Here is a 17,975-nt window from a genome sequence, read left to right as displayed (position 1 = left end):
CGCGAAACTCCAACCGTTGCGAGTGAGTTTCTCGACGGCCTACAATGGCTTTCGGAAGAACACGACGCGCTGCGTCTCCTCAAACCCTAAAGCGGTATGGAGCGCATGGCTGGCTGAATTCTCAAGCAGCGCGTCAGAGCCAAACTCGACACAGCCAAGCGACTTCCCCCAATCGGCAACGGAATTGCAAAGCAACCGTGCGATACCCTTTCGCCTGTCAACGGGGCGGACATAAATGCCTTCGAGAAACAGAACGGGTGAACTGCTGCATCCGTTCACATAATCATGTCGCAGAGTGGCCTCAGCAAACCCGACAGCTTCATTCGCAGCATTTCGAGCTATGAACGCGACGGCTTCTCCACTTTCTGAAAGAAACGCCCGGCCCAACTCTGCTCGATGATCTTCAAGCGAGTGATGCGGCCATAGCGCAAGGCGAAGCTGCGCCCATGGCTCAACATCCTTTATAGTCCCAGCCTCAATAATCGCTTCCATATTGCGGTTCCCTTCTTGTCGGAAAAAACCCAATCAAAGCGACAGTTTTGCGTCCCATGCCACAAGGGATTCGGCACCAGTATCTACTGGATTTCACATTTCGGTTAGGGGCTGGGGATCGCTTCGACGGCCTTTTTCGTGCGAAGGATGTTCAGGCCGCCGTGGCCATACGGGCCGAGGCCGTTAGCCTGACCGGCATTTTGCTCATTATTTCCTCGGCAAAGCATGTGGCATTCTCACGCGCCTTGTCGAGATTGCTGACGCGCGCGGGGTCGACCGTGTGCAGCGTGCCGCCACAGTCGAAGATGTCGCGGAAGGCCGAGCGTTCGATGATCGCGGTGTCCAGCACCGGCACATGCCGCTCGCTGAGCAGCGACTTGACGAGCTGCAGCGCCCGGGTCGTCACCATCGAGTTGACGCGGGTCAGCACCACCGAATGACCGATCTTGATGCCCGCCTTTTCGTCCAGATACTGCAGCAGCTCGAGCACCTGTGCGCCGCCGCGCGCATCCATTGCACAGCCCTGGATTGGGATCAGCACATGATCGGAAAGGCCGACGGCTGTGGCAAGCAGCGGATTGCGCGCACCCGGCAGGTCGACGATGAAATAGTCGGTATTGTGCTTGTTCTCGCTGATATGCAGCGGCAGCGAGGCCGTGGTCACGAAATCGATCACCGAAACATTGGGCACATGACCGGATATGTCGTGCCAGCGCGAAATCCAGTGCTGCGGATCGGCGTCGAGAACGGTGACGCGGTAACCCTTGCGGGCAAGCTCGGTGGCGAGCAGGAGAACAGCGGTCGTCTTGCCGGCGCCGCCTTTGGTGTTTGCAAATGTAATGACAGGCATGTTCGGTCCTCGGGAGGAAATAGCGCGAGCCGGTATCGCTCTCTTACGCACTGTCGGAGCATCGTGCGGTTAAGCTATCCTTTACAATCATGGTTAACAAATCCCAAACGCGCCCGCCGAAATTGCAGCCTGTATTTTTCACATCCCTAAAATTGGGGATGCCGCCACTACAAAAAAGCCCGGAAGACCAAAGCCTTCCGGGCCTATCCGCAGGCTCGGCATCTAGCTCAGAAGCAATCCCTGAAAAGCGCCTTGGTATTTTCGAGCGTCAACGCCACCGGGTTGCCGCCCGCGCTCGGATCCTCGATTGCCATGGCCGACAATTCGTCGATGCGGTCGGGGGCGATTCCCATCGCCGACAGAGTCTCCGGCACGCCGAGCTCGGAGCGGAGCTTCAATACATAGTCGTAGAAGCCGTCGAAGCCGCCCGAAATACCGAGATAAGCGGCGGCGCGGCAGATCTTCTCCTCGATCGCCTTGCGATTGAAGCGCAGCACCGCCGGCATCACCACCGCATTGGTCATGCCGTGATGGGTGTTGTAGACGGCGCCGATCGGGTGCGACAGCGCATGGATGGCGCCGAGCCCCTTCTGGAAGGCGACCGCACCCATGGCGGCAGCCGCCATCATGTTGGCGCGGGCTTCGAGATCGGTGCCTTCCCTGTAGGCGCGCGGCAGGAATTCCTTGACGAGCCGCATGCCTTCGAGCGCGATGCCGGCCGACATCGGGTGATAGAAGGGCGAAGAATAGGCCTCCAGGCAATGGGCGAAGGCATCCATGCCGGTGCCGGCCGTGATGATTTTCGGCATGCCGACCGTCAGTTCTGGATCGGAGATGACGACGCCGGGCAGGAACTTCGGATGGAAGATGATCTTCTTTACATGCGTTTCGGAATTGGTGATGACGCTGGCGCGCCCGACTTCCGAACCGGTTCCGGCCGTCGTCGGCACGGCGACGATCGGCGCGATGCCGTCGATACTCGCCCGCGTCCACCAGTCGCCGATATCCTCGAAATCCCAGACCGGCCGGGTCTGGCCGGCCATGAAGGCGACGCACTTGCCGAGATCGAGACCAGAGCCGCCGCCGAAGGCAACGACACCGTCATGACCGCCATCCTTGAAAGCCTTGACACCGGCCTCAAGGTTCTTCTCGTTCGGGTTCGGATCGACATCGGCAAAGATCGCCCGGCCAAGGCCGGCATCTTCGAGGATGTCGAGCGCATTCTTGGTGATCGCCATCGAGGCGAGACCGCGGTCGGTGACGAGCAACGGCTTTTTGATGCCGAGGCTCTTGCAGGCGTCCGCCAGTTCCTTGATCCGGCCCCGGCCGAGCTTGACCGAAGTCGGGTAGCTCCAGTTTGCGGTGATGTTGCTGCTCATGCTGTGACTTTCTTCAGGTGGAAGGATTTCGGACGCGTCAGATTCTGGAAACCGATGATCGACAGCGAGCCACCGCGGCCGGTCTCCTTGACGCCGGTCCAGCAGAGCGCCGGGTCGAGATAGTCGGCGCGGTTCATGAAAACGGTGCCGGTTTCGATCTCCCGGCCGAGCCGCGCCGCCCGTTCGACATCCTTGGTCCAGAGCGAGGCGGTCAGCCCATACTGGCTGTCGTTCATCAAGGCGAGTGCTTCCTCGTCGCTCTTCACCTTCATGATGCCGACCGCCGGACCGAAGGTCTCTTCGCGCATGAAGGCCATGGAATGGTCGACATTGACGAGAACCTGCGGCGCGAGATAGGCGCCGCCGTCATCCTGCGGAAAAAGCTTGGGATCGACAAGCGCCTTGGCGCCCTTGGAAACCGCGTCCGCAATCTGCTCGCGCACCACCTTGGCGAAGCGCTTGTTCGCCATTGGCCCGAGCGAAGTCTCGGGATCGAGCGGATTACCGAGTTTATAGTTCGACGCCCAGGCGACCGATTTTTCGACGAAGGCGTCGTAGAGCGATTCATGCACGTAGATGCGCTCGATACCGCAGCAGCACTGGCCGGAATTGTAGGTCGCGCCGTCCATCAGCGTGTCGACAGCCGCCTCGAGGTCGGCGTCTTCCATGACGTAACCCGGATCCTTGCCGCCGAGTTCGAGGCCGAGGCCGGTGAAGGTGCCTGCGGCGGCCCGCTCCATCGAACGCCCGCCCTCGACCGATCCGGTGAAGTTGACGAAATTGAAGCTGCCGGCGGCAATCAGCGCCGACGTGGTCTCATGGTCGAGGAAAACGTTCTGGAACACATCCTCGGGAACGCCGGCCTCGATAAAGGCCTGCACCAGCCGTTCGCCGACGAGCAGTGTCTGAGAAGCATGTTTCAGCACCACGGTATTACCGGCCATCAGCGCTGGCGCGATCGTGTTGATCGCCGTCATATAGGGATAGTTCCAGGGTGCGACGACGAAGACAACGCCATGCGCTTCGCGCTCGATGCGGCGCTCGAAGCGGTCGCTCTCCTCGACGATAACAGGCGCCAACGCATCCGCCGCGATCGAGGCGACATAGTTGGAGCGCTCATTGAAGCCCTTGTATTCGCCGCCGTATTTGATCGGCCGGCCCATCTGCCAGGCAAGCTCAGGCACGACGGTGTCGGACATCTCGTTCAGCCGCGCGGCACCCTTCAGGACAAGCTGGACTCGCTCTTCAAGCGGTCGTCTCGCCCAGGCCTTCTGGGCCTTGCGGGCGCGCGCCACCACGTCTTTGGCGGCATCGAGCGAAAGCGCCGGACGTTCAGCGTAAACCGATCCGTCGACCGGTGAAATGCATTGGATCATTGCCATGATCGGTTCCTGTCCTCGTATTGATCAAAATTTCGTCGAGGGCATAGCCCCTCACCCGCCTGCCGGCACCGACGGGTCGAGCCGTGGTCTCGACCCGTCCTTTGGACCCCCGCTCGCGGGCGAAGGAGATGGTCGCAACCTCTCCGTTCCTCGCCAACGTCTCGCAGGGCACGTCCCCTCTCCCCGTAAAACGGGGAGAGGTTAGGGTGAGGGGCAAGCCCGCAAATGCCTATTAAGCTCTTTCGAAACCGCGCGCCACTTCCCAATCGGTGATGCGGCGGTCGTATTCTTCCTGCTCCCATTCAGCGGCACGGGTGTAGTGGTCGATAACGTCGTCGCCGAAGGCTTTGCGCAGCATCGTCGATTCCGTCATTTCAGTCGTTGCCGCGCGCAGCGTGCGCGGGATTTCGCGAACACCCTTGCCGCCATAAGCGTCGCCGACGAACGGGGCTTCGAGCTCCAGCTTGTTCTCGATCCCGTCGATACCGGCGGCAAGCAACGCGGCGAAGGCGAGATAGGGATTGAGATCGGAGCCACCGACGCGGCATTCGATGCGGATGCCCTTGGTTTCCTCACCGCAGAGGCGGTAGCCGGCGGTACGGTTGTCCTTGCTCCAGATCGCCTTGGTCGGCGCAAATGTGCCGGCCATGAACCGCTTGTAGGAATTGATGTAGGGCGCCAGGAAATAGGTGATCTCGCTCGCATGGGCGAGAAGCCCGGCGATATAATTGTGCATCAGCGGCGACATGCCATATTTGCCGGTGTGATCGAAGAACAGCGGCTTTTCTTCCAGGCTCCAGAGCGACTGGTGGATATGCGAGGAACTGCCGGCGGCGTTGTAATTCCACTTGGCGAGGAAGGTGATAGCCTTGCCCTTCGACCAGGCGATTTCCTTGCAGCCGTTCTTGATGATCGCATGCCGGTCGGCCATGGCGAGCGCATCGGCATAACGCACGTTGATCTCCTCCTGGCCGGCGGAAGCCTCGCCCTTGGAGTTTTCAACCGGAATGCCGGCGCCCTGCAGCCCGGTGCGGATCGCCCGCATCACCTCTTCTTCCTTGGTGGTCTGGAAGATGTGATAGTCCTCGTTATAGGCGCTGGCGAGCTTGAGGTTTCGGTATCCCGCGGTATGCGCCGCCTCGTAGCTCTGGTCGAACAGGAAGAATTCGAGCTCGGAGGCCATATAGGCTTTCATGCCCATGTCTTCGAGGCGCTTCACCTGCTTCTTCAGGATCGCGCGCGGCGAATGGGCGACTTCCTCATGGGTGTGATGATCGAGCACGTCGCAGAGCACCAGCGCCGTGCCATCGAGCCAGGGAATGCGGCGCAGCGTCGCAAGATCCGGCTTCATCGTGTAATCGCCGTAGCCTTTCTCCCAGCTAGTCGCCTTGTAGCCGGAGACGGTCTCCATCTCCATATCCGTAGCTTGCAGGTAGTTGCAGCTATGCGTTTCCTTCCAGGCGCTCTCGACGAAATATTCCGCCTGAAAGCGCTTACCCATCAGCCGGCCCTGCATGTCCACCTGGCAGGCCAAAACCGTATCGATGCGCCCTTCGGCAACATCCTTCCTGAGATCGTCGATTGTGTAGCTGCTCATGATTGATCCGCCTGAACGAGAAATGGGAAAATCGGAAATCGGGGCAACGAAACGGCATACCATCGCCGCTTTTTCCGGCCGGATGCCTTTTCGTTGGACCGCTGGCGGGGCCGCGAATGCGGCCCCGCCACTTGAGAGGGAAGCCTCGATGCTCAGTGTCCGCCGCTTTCACCGACGGCTGCTTCGGCCGCCGCGATCTCGGCCTGGCGTTTTGCTACGTCGGCTCCGATCGGTGGGCCTTTGAAGCGCCGGCTTTCAAAGCCGAACCAGACAATCGCGGTGACGAGGAGGAAGCCGACGGTAATGTAGAGCGCCCATTCGTTCGGCGGCTGAATGCCGAGGATGAAGATTAGGATCATCGCGATCACAGTCAGCACGGCAAACAGCTTGAAGACGCCTTCGCCGAGGTTCCACGGACCCATCTTGTCCCACTTCGATGTACCCCAGGCGAAGAGACCGAGCGTGATCGGGATCGCGAAGGAGAAGAACAGGAAGATGACCGTGCAGGAGACGACGATCGTATAAACAGGCGTGTCGCCGATCGTAACGAGCGAGGAGCCCCAGACAAACAGGACCGACAGGATCGAACCGGTCCAGATCGCAGCCACCGGCGTGCGGTACTGCGGGCTGACCTTCGACAGCGCCTTCGAGGCTGGCAGGCCACCGTCACGCGAGAAGGCGAAGATCATCCGCGAGACCGAGGTGACGGTCGCAAGGCCGCACAGCCACTGGCTGACCAGGATGGCGAGATAAAGAATGTCCTTGACGATCGGGTTGACCTGGCTGTCCATCGCCCAGAAGAACACGTTCCAGCCCTGCTTTGCCGCATCATCCATATTCGGCAGCATCAGAACGAAAGCGCACAGCATGATGTAGCCGAACAGCGCCGACCACAGGACCGAGGCGACCATGCCGCGCGGCACCGATTCGGCGGCCTTGACCGTCTCTTCCGACGTATGCGCCGAGGCGTCGTAGCCGGTGATGGTGTAGATCGGTAGCAGCAGGCCGAGAAGGAAGACCCAGGCACCGGAGGTGGAAGGCCAGACGTTGCCGCCGACTTCGCCGGAATAGTTGGCGAAGGTGAAGAGACGGCCGAATTCATAGGAGGGTGCCGCCGCCAAGCAAACCACTGCCAGCGCAATCGAACTCGCAAAGATCAGATAACCTGAAAAGTCGGTCAGCTTGGCGGTCAAACCGATGCCCATGTGGTTCACGAGCGCCTGCGCGCCGGTGATGATCACCAGGAAGATGATGCGCACCGTCGTCGTGTCGGTCAGGCCGAAATAGGTGGTGCCGAAGGAACCCATGAAGAAATAATAGGTACCAACGTTGATGGCGCCGAGCACGGTGACGAGACCGAGCAGGTTGAACCAGGCGGTCAGCCAGCCGGTGAAGCGGTTACCGAGGATCGAGCCCCAATGATAGAGCCCGCCGGCCGTGGGATAGGCCGAGCTGATCTGCGCCATGGCAATGGCGAAGACGAGCGAGATGAAGCATCCCACCGGCCAGCCGATGCCAATGGCGGCTCCGCCGGCACCGGAAGTGGCCTGCGCCAGCGAATTGATGCCGCCGGAAAGAATGCAGATGATGGAAAATGAGACGGCGAAGTTCGAGAACGAGCTCATGCGTCGTTCGAGTTCCTGGGCATAACCCATGGAATGCAGGATGTGCACATCCTGCTTCTTGTCCAGATCGGTATAGTCCGACATGACTTCCCCCTGTTCACGATCGGCCGCGGGATTGCGGGCCGGTTCAGTGCCAAATTGCCCGCGGCATTTGCGCCGTGCGGACGTCCGCAGTTAGACTGCTCCCTCGGGTCTTCTTTTTATCAGGCGTCCAGGCTTTGCTGGATCAGCCCTTTTAGATAGTCGGCCATGACCCCTTGGCCGACATCGTCTGCGACGAGGTCGTTGCGGACCTCGATCATCACATTGCGCAAGCCGTTCGAAAGCCCGTGCAGGATCAGCGTGTGGGTCACGCCGTCCTCGGGCCCGTAAGGCTGGTTGCGTTCCGTCCTGTAGAGCGGCGCCTCGGTCGCAGCCGCCAGCATGCGGTCGGCGAGCCGGCTGTCCTCATCGTGCAATATGCCGAGTTCGACGGCACGTTCGCGGCCATGATAGACCGGCGTGAAGCTGTGGACCGTCACGATAATGCTGTCCTGCCCCCTCGCCCGGCGATCGCGGATCAGCCCGCGAATGGCGTCGTGGAAGGGCACGTAGAGCGCGTCGGTACGGGTAAGGCGCTCTTCGGCGCTCAGATCCTTGTTGCCGGGAATGGCGTAGATCTCGCTCGTCTCCGGCATGGCGCCGGGAGAACTGGGTGGCCGGTTGCAGTCGTAGATCAACCGTGAGAACCGCTGATAGACGAGCGTCGCGTCAAGGCCTTCCGATATGCCGCGAGCGACTGCGAGAGCCCCTGGATCCCAGGCGATATGGCTCGACAGGGCTTCGTCAGGCAAGCCGAGATCGCCGAAAGATGCGGGAAGCGCGTTCGAAGCGTGCTCGCAGACGATCAACACCGGGCTCCGGCCGTCGACCCGCTCCATTCCGACGCAGTCGCCGTCCGCTTCGCTGAGGATTTTCGGCCGGGCCAGCACCAAAGGCGCCACTCCTTATCCATTAATAAAATATTTAAGAAAAGAATTCTTCAGGTTTCGCCCCCTGTCAAGCGTCCTCTGAAAATTTCTTTTCATGACAGCAGTTGACATGGATTATGACAGCGTTGTTAAATTTGGTTGGGAAAGTGGCGCTAGACCATCCCGGGGAGCATTTAGGTGACAGTTGCGTCGAAGACGGTTTCGGACGTTATACACTCGCATTTCGGGGTCTTGACGCGCGCCGAAAAACAACTGGCCGAAAGCCTTCTCGACAACTATCCGGTTTCCGGCCTCGGCAGCATCACCACCATCGCCGAGAACGCCGGCGTCTCGACGCCAACAGTGGTGCGTATGGTGCAGAAGCTTGGCTTCAAGGGCTATCCGGACTTTCAGGCGCATCTGCATCTGGAGGTCGAGGCGACGATCTCGAACCCCATCGCCAAGCACGATCGCTGGGCCCAGAACGCGCCGGGCACTCACATCCTCAACCGTTTCGCCGATGCCATCATGGGCAATCTGCGCCAGACGCTGACCGATCTCGACACCGCGACCTTCGACAGCGTCGCCGCGCTGCTGTCGGACCGCAAGCGCGGCCTCTATTTCGTCGGCGGCCGCATCACCGGCGCGCTTGCCGAGTATTTCTTCACCCACATGCAGGTGATTCGGCCGGCGACGACGCTGCTATCGTCGAACTCCAGCAGTTGGCCGCAATATGCCCTCAACATGAATGCCGGCGACATCCTGATCATCTTCGACATCCGCCGCTACGAGCAGGAGATGGCGAGCCTTGCCACCGCCGCCCGCAAACGCGGGGCCGAAATCGTCGTCTTCACCGATCAATGGGGCTCGCCCGCCGCCAAGCTCGCCCGACATGCCTTCCGCGTCCGCATCGAGGCGCCGTCGGCCTGGGATTCCTCCGTGGTCACCCTCTTCATCGTCGAAGCGCTCATCGAGGCCGTTCAGAATTCCACTTGGGACGAGACGAAGGAGCGCATGAAGACGCTTGAGGGCTTGTTCGAGCAGACCAAGCTTTTCCGCAAACCGGGTTAGGAGGGACAAGACAAACAGAGGGCAATGAAGGACGGATTTTCCGCAGAAACAGGTAGTGCCGTCGCAAATAAAACACGTGTCGCAAACGCCTGCTATTCATAGCAAAGTTAACGTCATCCACCCGTCACACAAGCTTCATGTAAGCTGATTAACAGCATCGCCAGACACTGAAAACCCGAAGGAGAACAACAGTGATCTCTAACATTTCTCGACTTCTGTCGCTCTCTACTGCGATGATCGTGGCTTCGACCGCGATTGCCGCTGCTGAGCCTAGCGCTGAACTTATCGCTGCCGCCAAGAAGGAAGGCACACTGACGACGATCGCTCTTCCGCACGACTGGTGCGGCTATGGCGATGTCATTGCCGGCTTCAAGGCCAAGTATGGCCTCGAAGTCAACGAACTGAACCCGGATGCCGGTTCGGGCGACGAAGTCGAAGCCATCAAGGCCAACAAGGGCAACACCGGACCGCAGGCTCCCGATGTCATCGACGTCGGCCTCTCCTTCGGCCCATCCGCCAAGAAAGACGGCTTGATCCAGCCTTACAAGGTCTCAACCTGGGATTCCATTCCGGATAGCGCCAAGGATGCCGAAGGCTACTGGTATGGTGACTATTACGGCGTCCTCTCGTTCCTCGTGAACAAGGACCTCGTCAAGGAATCACCGGCCGACTGGGCCGACCTGAAGAAGAGCGACTATGCAAACACCGTCGCCCTCGCAGGCGATCCGCGCACCGCCAACCAGGCTGTCCAGGGGGTCTATGCCGCTGGTCTTTCCGCATCCGGCGGTGACGCAGCCAAGGCTGGCGAAGAAGGTCTGAAGTTCTTCGCCGAACTCAACAAGGCCGGCAACTTCGTACCGGTTGTCGGTAAGGCGGCTCCGTTCGCACAGGGCTCCACGCCAATCATCGTCGCTTGGGACTACAACGCCCTTTCTTGGGGCCAGAGCCTCAAGGGCAATCCTCCGTTCGAGGTCATCGTTCCGAAGACGGGCGTCGTTGCCGGTGTTTACGTCCAGGCGATTTCGGCTTTCGCTCCGCACCCGAACGCTGCCAAGCTCTGGATGGAATACCTCTATTCCGACGAAGGTCAGCTCGGCTGGCTGAAGGGCTATTGCCATCCGATCCGCTTCAACGATCTTGCCAAGAACAACAAGATCCCGAAGGACCTGCTCGACAAGCTGCCGCCGGCAGCTGCCTATGAAAAGGCCGTCTTCCCGACGCTCGAAGAACAGGCCGCCGGCAAGGAAGCCATCACCAAGAACTGGGATTCCGTCGTCGGCGCCGCCGTCAAGTAATCTCCGATCCGGCCTCCCCGCTCAAAAGGCGGGGAGGTTTTCTCACTCCGACGCCCCAGGATGAGCTTTTCCATGAGCACCGTTTCAACGCCTATGGTGCGCAGTGCCCCCTTGATCAACAGAGATCGCGTGATCGACTGGCTGGGCATTGCACCCTTTATTATTTTCTCTTTGCTGTTCCTGATCATCCCCACGCTTTATCTTGTGGCGGGCGCGTTTCTGACGCCCGAAGGCAATCTCACGCTGAAGAATATCGGCGATCTCTTTACTCCGTCCATCATGAGCGCTTACTGGATCAGTATCCGCGTCTCGGTCGCCTCCGCGCTCGGCGGTGCACTGATCGGCTTCTTTCTCGCCTGGGCCGTTGTGCTCGGTGGCCTGCCCCCCTCGGTCCGCTCGACGCTTCTGACCTTTTCCGGCGTCGCCTCGAATTTTGCCGGCGTGCCCCTTGCCTTCGCCTTTCTCGCAACGCTCGGCCGCACCGGTCTTGTGACGATGTTCCTGCGCGAGTGGTTCGGTTTCAATCTCTACGGCACCGGTTTCAACCTTCTGTCCTTCCTCGGACTCACCATCACTTACATGTATTTCCAGATCCCGCTGATGGTGCTGATCCTGACGCCGGCCCTCGACGGCATGAAGAAGGAATGGCGCGAAGCCTCTGAGATTCTCGGCGCCACCAACCGCCAATACTGGACCATGGTTGCCCTGCCGATCCTGTGGCCGAGCCTGCTCGGCACGACGCTGCTGCTCTTTGCCAATGCTTTCGGCGCCATTGCCACCGCCTTCGCGCTGACCGGCAGCTCGCTCAACATCGTGCCGATCCTGCTCTACGCACAGATCCGCGGCGACGTCCTGCACAATGCCAACCTCGGCTATGCCATCGCGCTCGGCATGATCGTCATAACAGGCGTCTCGAACATCCTGTACCTCATGCTGCGCATGCGCGCCGAACGGTGGCAGAAATGAAAGCTCAACGTTTCGGAGCCTGGCTCGCCATCATTCTGGGCGCTTCCTATTTCGTCATTCCGTTGATCGGCACCATCGAGTTTTCGCTGCGCATGCGCCGCGGAGAATACAGCCTGGATGCCTATGAGTCGGTTTTCTCAGACATTCAGTTCCGCGAGACCTTCGGTTATTCGATGTTGATGGCGTTGCTGACCATTGTCTTCGGCATGCTGCTCGTCGTGCCGACCGCCTATTGGGTGCGGCTGCGCCTGCCGCAGATGCGCCCCGTCGTCGAATTCATCACGCTGCTGCCGCTCGTTATTCCGGCGATCGTCATCGTCTTCGGTTACCTCAGGATGTACAACTCGTCATCCTACCTGCCGATGACCGGTTCGACGACCGGCACCAACATCCTGCTGGTCTTCTCCTATATTACGCTGTCGCTGCCCTATATGTACCGCGCCGTCGATACCGCCATGCGCGCCATCGATGTCCGCACGTTGACGGAAGCGGCCGAGAGCCTCGGTGCCCGCTGGACGACGATCATGTTCAAGTGCATTTTTCCCAACGTCATGAGCGGGGTGCTCTCGGGCGCCTTCATCACGCTGGCGATAGTCATGGGCGAATTCACCTTCGCCGCCCTGCTCAACCGCCCGGCCTTCGGCCCCTACCTGCAGCTTGTCGGCGCCAACAAGGCCTACGAGCCTTCAGCGCTCGCCGTCATCGCCTTCTCGATCACCTGGCTCAGCATGGGCCTGCTCAACCTCGTTTCCCGCTTCGGCAAAGCCCGCCCGGCAAAGGCTTAAGGTATCCGGCTCATGTCTTTTCTCACTCTGAACAACATCCAGAAGTCCTTCGGCCCGGTTCAGGTCGTCAAGAACTTCAACATGAACATCGAGAAGGGTGAGTTCGTCTCCTTCCTCGGACCGTCGGGCTGCGGCAAGACGACCGTTCTGCGCATGATCGCCGGCTTCGAAACGCCGACCGGCGGCACGCTGACCATCAACGGCAAGGACCAAAGCGCGCTGAAGCCGAACCAGCGCAATATCGGCATGGTCTTCCAGGCCTACGCGCTGTTTCCCAACATGACGGTGCACGACAACGTCGCCTTCGGCCTTAAGGTCGCTGGCGCCCCCAAGCCGGAGATTGACGCCCGCGTTAAGGAAATGCTCGGCCTGATCAAGCTCGATCACCTGGCCGACCGCTTCCCCTACCAATTGTCGGGCGGCCAGCAGCAGCGCGTTGCGCTCGCCCGCGCGCTTGCCGTCAAGCCGCAGGTGCTGCTGCTCGACGAGCCGCTCTCAGCACTTGACGCCAAGATCCGCGTGTCGTTGCGCGAGGAAATCCGTCAGATCCAGCAGCAGCTCGGCATCACCACTGTTTTCGTCACCCACGATCAGGAGGAGGCGCTATCGATCTCCGACCGCATCGTCGTTATGAATGCGGGCAAGGCTGACCAAATCGGCTCGCCTTTCGAGATTTACAACACGCCGGCAACACGCTTCGTCGCTTCCTTCGTCGGCACGTTGAACCTGATCGAAGCCAAAGTCGTCGATCCCGACGCCAATCTCATCCAGATCGGCGATCAGAAGATCACGCTAAAACAGTCGGTCGCAGCCCAAAAGGCCGGCGAAACCATCTCGCTGGCACTGCGCCCGGAAGCGGGATCGCTCTCCGACACCGCCAGAAGCGATACCGCGCTGACCGGCCAGGTCGTCTCAGCTCACTTCCTGGGCTCGGTCATCCGTACCCGCATGAATGTCGGCGGCAACGTCATCTCCTTCGATATGTTCAACAGCCCGGGCGTAACTCCGCCGCAGGCCGGCGAGACTGTGACGCTGCGTTTCATGGCGGCCGATCTGCTGGTCATCCGCGACTGAGCTTGACAGACCAGCATGCAAAGGGCGCCGCAAAAACGGCGCCTTTTCCGTTACTCAGATGAACCCGTATCGGTGAATCTAAGGGTGCGGCCATGTTCCGATGGCATCCCGTCTCCTTACAGGTCCATCGGCCAGGTATCGGAGAGGCGGTAGCCGGCCTGGAACGGATCGGCCGGATCGACCATGAGCTGCTTTGTGCCGATGACCCATGCACGACCCGAGATAATCGGGATGATGCCGGGCTTGCCGTTGATGTCGACTTCGCTATCGATGCTGCAATGGAACTCCGTGTCCAGCAGCGACGTGCCGACGAATTTTTCGCCTGCCTTCATCTGACCCTTGGCGTGGAGCACGGCCATGCGAGCCGAACATCCCGTGCCGCAGGGGGAACGGTCAATTTTGCCCGGACGGATGGCGACCGCGTTCTTACCCCAGAACGCGCCATCCCTCATCTCAACCGGATCGGTAATTTGGCAGAAGGAGATGTGGCCCCAATCATTGCCTGGGTGCTTGAAGCCAAGCTGCTCGTTGGCGGCTTCGGTGATCTTGACGCCCATGCGGGCGATATCGCGGGCGTGGTCCGGTCGAAGGCTGAGCCCTACGGACGCCGCATCGACGATAACGAAACTGTCCCCGCCATAGGCCGTATCGACCGTGACCGTGCCGATACCTTCTACCTCAATCCTGGCATCGAGCTTATCGGCAAAGGACGGGACGTTACGGACGCGGATGCGTTCGGCCTTGCCGTTTCGGCACTCGGCCTCGACCTCTATCAGGCCGCCTGGGGGTTCGAGGATCATCCGCGTGATCGGCTCCTGCATCGGGATGATGCCGGTATCGAGCAGCACAGTCGATACGCACATGGAGTTTGAACCCGACATTGGCGGGGTGTCGGCCGGCTCCATGACGATCCAGCCCATCTGCGCCTTGGGGTGCTTCGGTGGGACAAGCAGATTGACATGGCGGAACACGCCGCCGCGGGGCTCGTTCAGTACGAAATTTCTAAGCGTCTCATCCTTAGCAATCCACCGCGACTGCTCCCACACCGTTGCGCCGGGTGGCGGCGCGACGCCGCCAACGATGACGTCACCGACCTCACCTTCCGCATGGCAGCTGACGATATGCACGATCTTGGAAGTACGCATTGGTGTTCCCCGCTCTTATTGATCGAGACCGAAGCAATTCCAGCAAGCGTCGCAGCAGTTTTGCAGCCGCAGCGCACGAAAATCTCATGAAGGAGGTTATGCTGCGACAATTAGAATAACGTATACGATCTACAATAACGGAGTCAAGCGTAAGTCTACCAGGCAGAGCGATAGCCGATGAACAGACGGCGGCTTCCGACAGGACTTTCGCTGGTAACCTGAGGTCGACCAGCTAAAGGAATGGACGCAGTGCCGTTTGTAAGCCGGGAGCGCTTATGCAGAGTCGGACACCCTTGGCATCAGAGGGGCCTGCCTGTCTCTCCCGCAGGCATCCGCAGCGACGCGCGCCGAAGGCGTGCGACGTCAGCAGTGCCGACACCGGGCCGATCATCACCGCGCCGTGATTTGGAATTTGCGCCAATGCCTTCCGAAAAGGACCCGGTTTTCGGCCTATGCTCGGATCGCCTGGTCGTCCACATCGAAACGGTGGACACGAGCCTGATCCGGCGTCGCATAGACGATCTCGTCGGGCTCGTACTGGTGTTCGCCGAAGAGGCGCGCCGTCAGCAGGCCGCATTGATCGGATTCCAGATAGATGATCGTATCGGCGCCGAGATGCTCGACATGCACGACCTTCGCCGCCCAGGTCCCCTGCTCGCGCGACAGCGTCATATGTTCGGGACGCACGCCGATCGTCTTGGCGCTGTGGTCGCCGACCTTCTCGGCCGCGATGAAATTCATCTGCGGCGAACCAATGAAGCCGGCGACGAAGACATTGGCCGGGCGATTGTAAAGCTCCATCGGCGAGCCGATCTGCTCGATCGCGCCGGCATTCAGCACCACGATCTTGTCGGCAAGCGTCATCGCCTCGACCTGGTCATGGGTGACATAGATCATCGTCGCCTTCAGGCTGCGGTGCAGCCGTGCGATTTCGAGGCGGGTCTGGACGCGCAAGGCCGCATCGAGGTTCGATAGCGGCTCGTCGAACAGGAAGAGTTCCGGTTCGCGCACGATGGCGCGGCCGATCGCGACGCGCTGGCGCTGGCCGCCCGAAAGTTCGGCCGGCCGCCTTGCGAGGTAGGGCGCCAGCGACAGCATGCCAGATGCCTTGCCGACGCGCTTGTCGATCTCGTCCTTGGCAGTGCCGGCCTGCTTGAGGCCGAGCCCCATATTGTCCTTGACCGTCAGGTGGGGATAAAGCGCATAGGACTGGAACACCATGGCGATGCCGCGCTTGGCCGGCGGCGTCAGCGTCTCGTCACGGCCGTTGATGACGACGGCGCCCGACGTGACGTCCTCGAGGCCGGCAATGCTGCGCAAGAGCGTCGACTTCCCGCAGCCCGACGGCCCGACGAAGATGACGAATTCGCCGTCCTCGACCTCGAGATCGATGCCCTTTAGCACCTCATGCGTGCCATAGGTTTTGCGGATGGATTTGAGTTGAAGTGATCCCACTGATTTTTCCTTACAATCTGACCGGCTGGCCGGTACGCACGCTCTCGTCGGCGGCAAGGCAGACGCGTAGCGACGCTATCGCATCCGCCATATGGCGATTGAGGTCGAGATCCTCGCGGATCGCCCTCAGCACGAATCCCTGTTCCAGGTCGCAGAGCGCCTGATGACCGGGCTCGCCCGTCATCTTCATATCCTGGTCGGGCCGGATGAATTTGCCGTCCGGGCCGGTCTCGGCGGTATGCAGACGGATCACGGAGGTCTTGGTGTGCGTGTCGATATCGTCGGACTTGGCGTTCGGATCCATGACGATCGAGACCGCGCCCTTCGGCGACATCACATCCTTCACGAAGAAGGCCGTCTCCGAGATCATCGGTCCCCAGCCGGCCTCGTACCAGCCGACCGAACCGTCTTCGAACAGCACCTGCAGCTGACCGTAATTATACATGTCGGCGGCGATCTCGTCGGAGAGGCGCAGCCCCATGCCGCGCACCTCGACTGCCCTGGCATCGGTGATCTGGCACATCACGTCGACATAGTGCACGCCGCAATCGACGATCGGCGAAGTGGTCTGCATCAGCGACTTATGCGTCGCCCAGGTCGGTCCGCTGGACTGCTGGTTGAGGTTCATGCGGAAAACGTAAGGCGGGCCAAGCTTGCGCGCCTCTTCGATCAACTTCGTCCAGGAAGGGTGATGGCGAAGGATATAGCCGATCACCAGTTTGCGGCCCGCCTTCTTCGCGGCCGCGACCACGCGCTCGGCGTCGGCGACGGTTGTCGCCAGCGGCTTTTCCACGAAGACGTCGCAGCCGGCCTCGAAGGCGGCGACGGCATAATCGGCATGGCTGTCGGAATAGGTGTTGATCGAGCAGAGATCGGGCTGCAGCTCGGCAAGCGCCGTCGTGAAGTCGGGATGGATCGTATAGGCCTGCAGCTCGGGCTCCAGCTTCGGCGTCGAGCGGTTGACGAGCCCGACGATCTCGAAACCCGGATTGTTGTGATAGGCAAGCGCATGGCTGCGGCCCATGTTGCCGAGGCCGGCAACGAGGACGCGGATCGGTTTTTCCTGACTCACTTGACGGCTCCTGACGTGATGCCGCGGATCAGCTGCCGCGAGAAGATGACGTAGAGAACGAGGATCGGCAGGATCGCCAGCGACAGTGCCGCCAGCACCGCATTCCAGTTGGTAACGAACTGGCCGATGAAGATCTGCGAGCCGAGCGTCACCGTCTTGGTCGCCTCGGACGGCGCCAGGATCAGCGGAAACCAGAGGTCGTTCCAGATTGGGATCATCGTGAAGACGGCGACCGTCGCCATGGCCGGGCGCACCAGCGGCAACACCAGGCGGAAGAAGATCGCATATTCCGAGAGCCCGTCGATGCGCCCGGCATTCTTGAGATCGTCCGAAACCGTGCGCATGAATTCCGACAGGATGAAGATCGCCAGCGGTATGCCCTGCGCGGTATAGACGAGGATCAGCGCCGTCAGCGTATTGACGAGGCCCGCCGCCACCATGCCCTGCAGGATCGCCACCGTGCCCAGACGGATCGGGATCATGATGCCGATCGCCATGTAGAGCCCGAGCAGCATATTGCCGCGGAAGCGATATTCCGAGAGCGCGAAGGCTGCCATCGCACCGAAGAGCAGCACCAGCAAGATCGAGACGATCGTGACGACGAAGCTGTTCTGGAAATAGACGGCGAAATCGCCCTGACCCAGCACCGTCTGATAGCCGACCAGGCTGAAGGTCGACGGCGTCGGGATCATCAGCGGCTCGCGGAAGATCGAGGCGCGATCCTTGAACGAGTTGACGATGGTCAGGAATACCGGAAACAGCGCGACCAGCGTATAGGCGCTGAGCGCCAGGTGCACGAGGCCGGTGCGGATGGGAGATGTGCGTGCTTTGGACATG

General features: G+C 60.5%; 16 protein-coding genes. 5 read left to right on the top strand and 11 right to left on the bottom strand.

What is annotated here, in order from left to right; genetic code table 11:
- Positions 1-39: 39 nt before the first annotated feature.
- The 7 genes from aac(6') to ATY29_RS33680 form a co-directional block, all read right to left on the bottom strand.
- Positions 40-492, bottom strand: a complete 453-nt coding sequence (aac(6'), locus tag ATY29_RS33710) for an aminoglycoside 6'-N-acetyltransferase (RefSeq protein ID WP_003565116.1) — start codon at positions 490-492, stop codon at positions 40-42.
- A 151-nt stretch (positions 493-643) separates the two neighbouring features.
- Positions 644-1,342, bottom strand: a complete 699-nt coding sequence (locus tag ATY29_RS33705) for an AAA family ATPase (protein WP_003565118.1) — start codon at positions 1,340-1,342, stop codon at positions 644-646.
- 227 nt (positions 1,343-1,569) lie between these two features.
- Positions 1,570-2,721, bottom strand: a complete 1,152-nt coding sequence (locus ATY29_RS33700; RefSeq protein ID WP_097534079.1) for an iron-containing alcohol dehydrogenase — start codon at positions 2,719-2,721, stop codon at positions 1,570-1,572.
- Positions 2,718-4,103, bottom strand: coding sequence for an aldehyde dehydrogenase family protein (locus ATY29_RS33695; protein ID WP_097534077.1), 1,386 nt, complete (start codon positions 4,101-4,103; stop codon positions 2,718-2,720). The genes ATY29_RS33700 and ATY29_RS33695 overlap by 4 nt, the downstream gene beginning before the upstream one ends.
- A gap of 232 nt (positions 4,104-4,335) precedes the next feature.
- On the bottom strand, positions 4,336-5,700 hold the full coding sequence (locus tag ATY29_RS33690) for a glutamine synthetase family protein (protein WP_003565126.1): 1,365 nt from the start codon (positions 5,698-5,700) through the stop codon (positions 4,336-4,338).
- A 152-nt stretch (positions 5,701-5,852) separates the two neighbouring features.
- Positions 5,853-7,409 (bottom strand): amino acid permease, encoded by a 1,557-nt coding sequence (locus tag ATY29_RS33685; protein WP_097534075.1) that lies wholly within the window; start codon positions 7,407-7,409, stop codon positions 5,853-5,855.
- Between the two features lie 119 nt (positions 7,410-7,528).
- Positions 7,529-8,299 (bottom strand): N-formylglutamate amidohydrolase, encoded by a 771-nt coding sequence (locus tag ATY29_RS33680; protein WP_003565131.1) that lies wholly within the window; start codon positions 8,297-8,299, stop codon positions 7,529-7,531.
- A gap of 174 nt (positions 8,300-8,473) precedes the next feature.
- On the opposite strand from ATY29_RS33680, the gene ATY29_RS33675 reads away from it, so the two are divergent.
- The 5 genes from ATY29_RS33675 to ATY29_RS33655 all read left to right on the top strand — a co-directional run bounded on the left by ATY29_RS33675 (position 8,474) and on the right by ATY29_RS33655 (position 13,466).
- Positions 8,474-9,346, top strand: coding sequence for a MurR/RpiR family transcriptional regulator (locus ATY29_RS33675; RefSeq protein WP_003565133.1), 873 nt, complete (start codon positions 8,474-8,476; stop codon positions 9,344-9,346).
- Between the two features lie 191 nt (positions 9,347-9,537).
- Positions 9,538-10,641 (top strand): ABC transporter substrate-binding protein, encoded by a 1,104-nt coding sequence (locus ATY29_RS33670; protein WP_003565135.1) that lies wholly within the window; start codon positions 9,538-9,540, stop codon positions 10,639-10,641.
- A 72-nt stretch (positions 10,642-10,713) separates the two neighbouring features.
- Positions 10,714-11,607 (top strand): ABC transporter permease, encoded by an 894-nt coding sequence (locus tag ATY29_RS33665; RefSeq protein WP_003565137.1) that lies wholly within the window; start codon positions 10,714-10,716, stop codon positions 11,605-11,607.
- Positions 11,604-12,392, top strand: coding sequence for an ABC transporter permease (locus ATY29_RS33660; RefSeq protein WP_003565138.1), 789 nt, complete (start codon positions 11,604-11,606; stop codon positions 12,390-12,392). The genes ATY29_RS33665 and ATY29_RS33660 overlap by 4 nt, the downstream gene beginning before the upstream one ends.
- A 12-nt stretch (positions 12,393-12,404) precedes the next feature.
- Positions 12,405-13,466, top strand: a complete 1,062-nt coding sequence (locus ATY29_RS33655; protein ID WP_003565140.1) for an ABC transporter ATP-binding protein — start codon at positions 12,405-12,407, stop codon at positions 13,464-13,466.
- A gap of 116 nt (positions 13,467-13,582) precedes the next feature.
- Here ATY29_RS33655 and ATY29_RS33650 read toward each other — a convergent pair whose 3' ends face one another.
- From ATY29_RS33650 to ATY29_RS33635, 4 genes are all read right to left on the bottom strand, one after another.
- On the bottom strand, positions 13,583-14,611 hold the full coding sequence (locus ATY29_RS33650; protein ID WP_097534073.1) for a trans-3-hydroxy-L-proline dehydratase: 1,029 nt from the start codon (positions 14,609-14,611) through the stop codon (positions 13,583-13,585).
- Between the two features lie 450 nt (positions 14,612-15,061).
- Positions 15,062-16,066 (bottom strand): ABC transporter ATP-binding protein, encoded by a 1,005-nt coding sequence (locus ATY29_RS33645; protein ID WP_003565144.1) that lies wholly within the window; start codon positions 16,064-16,066, stop codon positions 15,062-15,064.
- A gap of 10 nt (positions 16,067-16,076) precedes the next feature.
- A complete protein-coding gene (locus tag ATY29_RS33640; RefSeq protein WP_003565146.1) occupies positions 16,077-17,138 on the bottom strand; it encodes a Gfo/Idh/MocA family protein in 1,062 nt (353 codons plus the stop codon).
- Positions 17,135-17,974 carry a carbohydrate ABC transporter permease gene (locus tag ATY29_RS33635; RefSeq protein ID WP_003565148.1) on the bottom strand — a complete coding sequence of 280 codons (840 nt, stop codon included), beginning with the start codon at positions 17,972-17,974 and terminating at the stop codon, positions 17,135-17,137. Before ATY29_RS33635 ends, ATY29_RS33640 begins: the two co-directional genes overlap by 4 nt.
- Between the last annotated feature and the right edge of the window lies 1 nt (position 17,975).

Source organism: Rhizobium hidalgonense, assembly GCF_002914525.1.
Lineage (GTDB): Bacteria > Pseudomonadota > Alphaproteobacteria > Rhizobiales > Rhizobiaceae > Rhizobium > Rhizobium hidalgonense.
The sequence above is the reverse complement of the archived record's forward strand: the minus strand, read 5'-3'. Positions and strand labels throughout refer to the sequence as shown.

Excerpts from the sequence above, each read along its gene's own strand:
- ATY29_RS33655 (WP_003565140.1), top strand. The coding sequence starts at position 12,405 with ATGTCTTTTCTCACTCTGAACAACATCCAGAAGTCCTTCGGCCCGGTT.
- ATY29_RS33705 (WP_003565118.1), bottom strand. The coding sequence starts at position 1,342 with ATGCCTGTCATTACATTTGCAAACACCAAAGGCGGCGCCGGCAAGACG.
- ATY29_RS33695 (WP_097534077.1), bottom strand. The coding sequence starts at position 4,103 with ATGGCAATGATCCAATGCATTTCACCGGTCGACGGATCGGTTTACGCT.
- ATY29_RS33690 (WP_003565126.1), bottom strand. The coding sequence starts at position 5,700 with ATGAGCAGCTACACAATCGACGATCTCAGGAAGGATGTTGCCGAAGGG.
- ATY29_RS33685 (WP_097534075.1), bottom strand. The coding sequence starts at position 7,409 with ATGTCGGACTATACCGATCTGGACAAGAAGCAGGATGTGCACATCCTG.
- ATY29_RS33650 (WP_097534073.1), bottom strand. The coding sequence starts at position 14,611 with ATGCGTACTTCCAAGATCGTGCATATCGTCAGCTGCCATGCGGAAGGT.
- ATY29_RS33665 (WP_003565137.1), top strand. The coding sequence starts at position 10,714 with ATGAGCACCGTTTCAACGCCTATGGTGCGCAGTGCCCCCTTGATCAAC.
- ATY29_RS33660 (WP_003565138.1), top strand. The coding sequence starts at position 11,604 with ATGAAAGCTCAACGTTTCGGAGCCTGGCTCGCCATCATTCTGGGCGCT.
- ATY29_RS33635 (WP_003565148.1), bottom strand. The coding sequence starts at position 17,974 with ATGTCCAAAGCACGCACATCTCCCATCCGCACCGGCCTCGTGCACCTG.
- ATY29_RS33700 (WP_097534079.1), bottom strand. The coding sequence starts at position 2,721 with ATGAGCAGCAACATCACCGCAAACTGGAGCTACCCGACTTCGGTCAAG.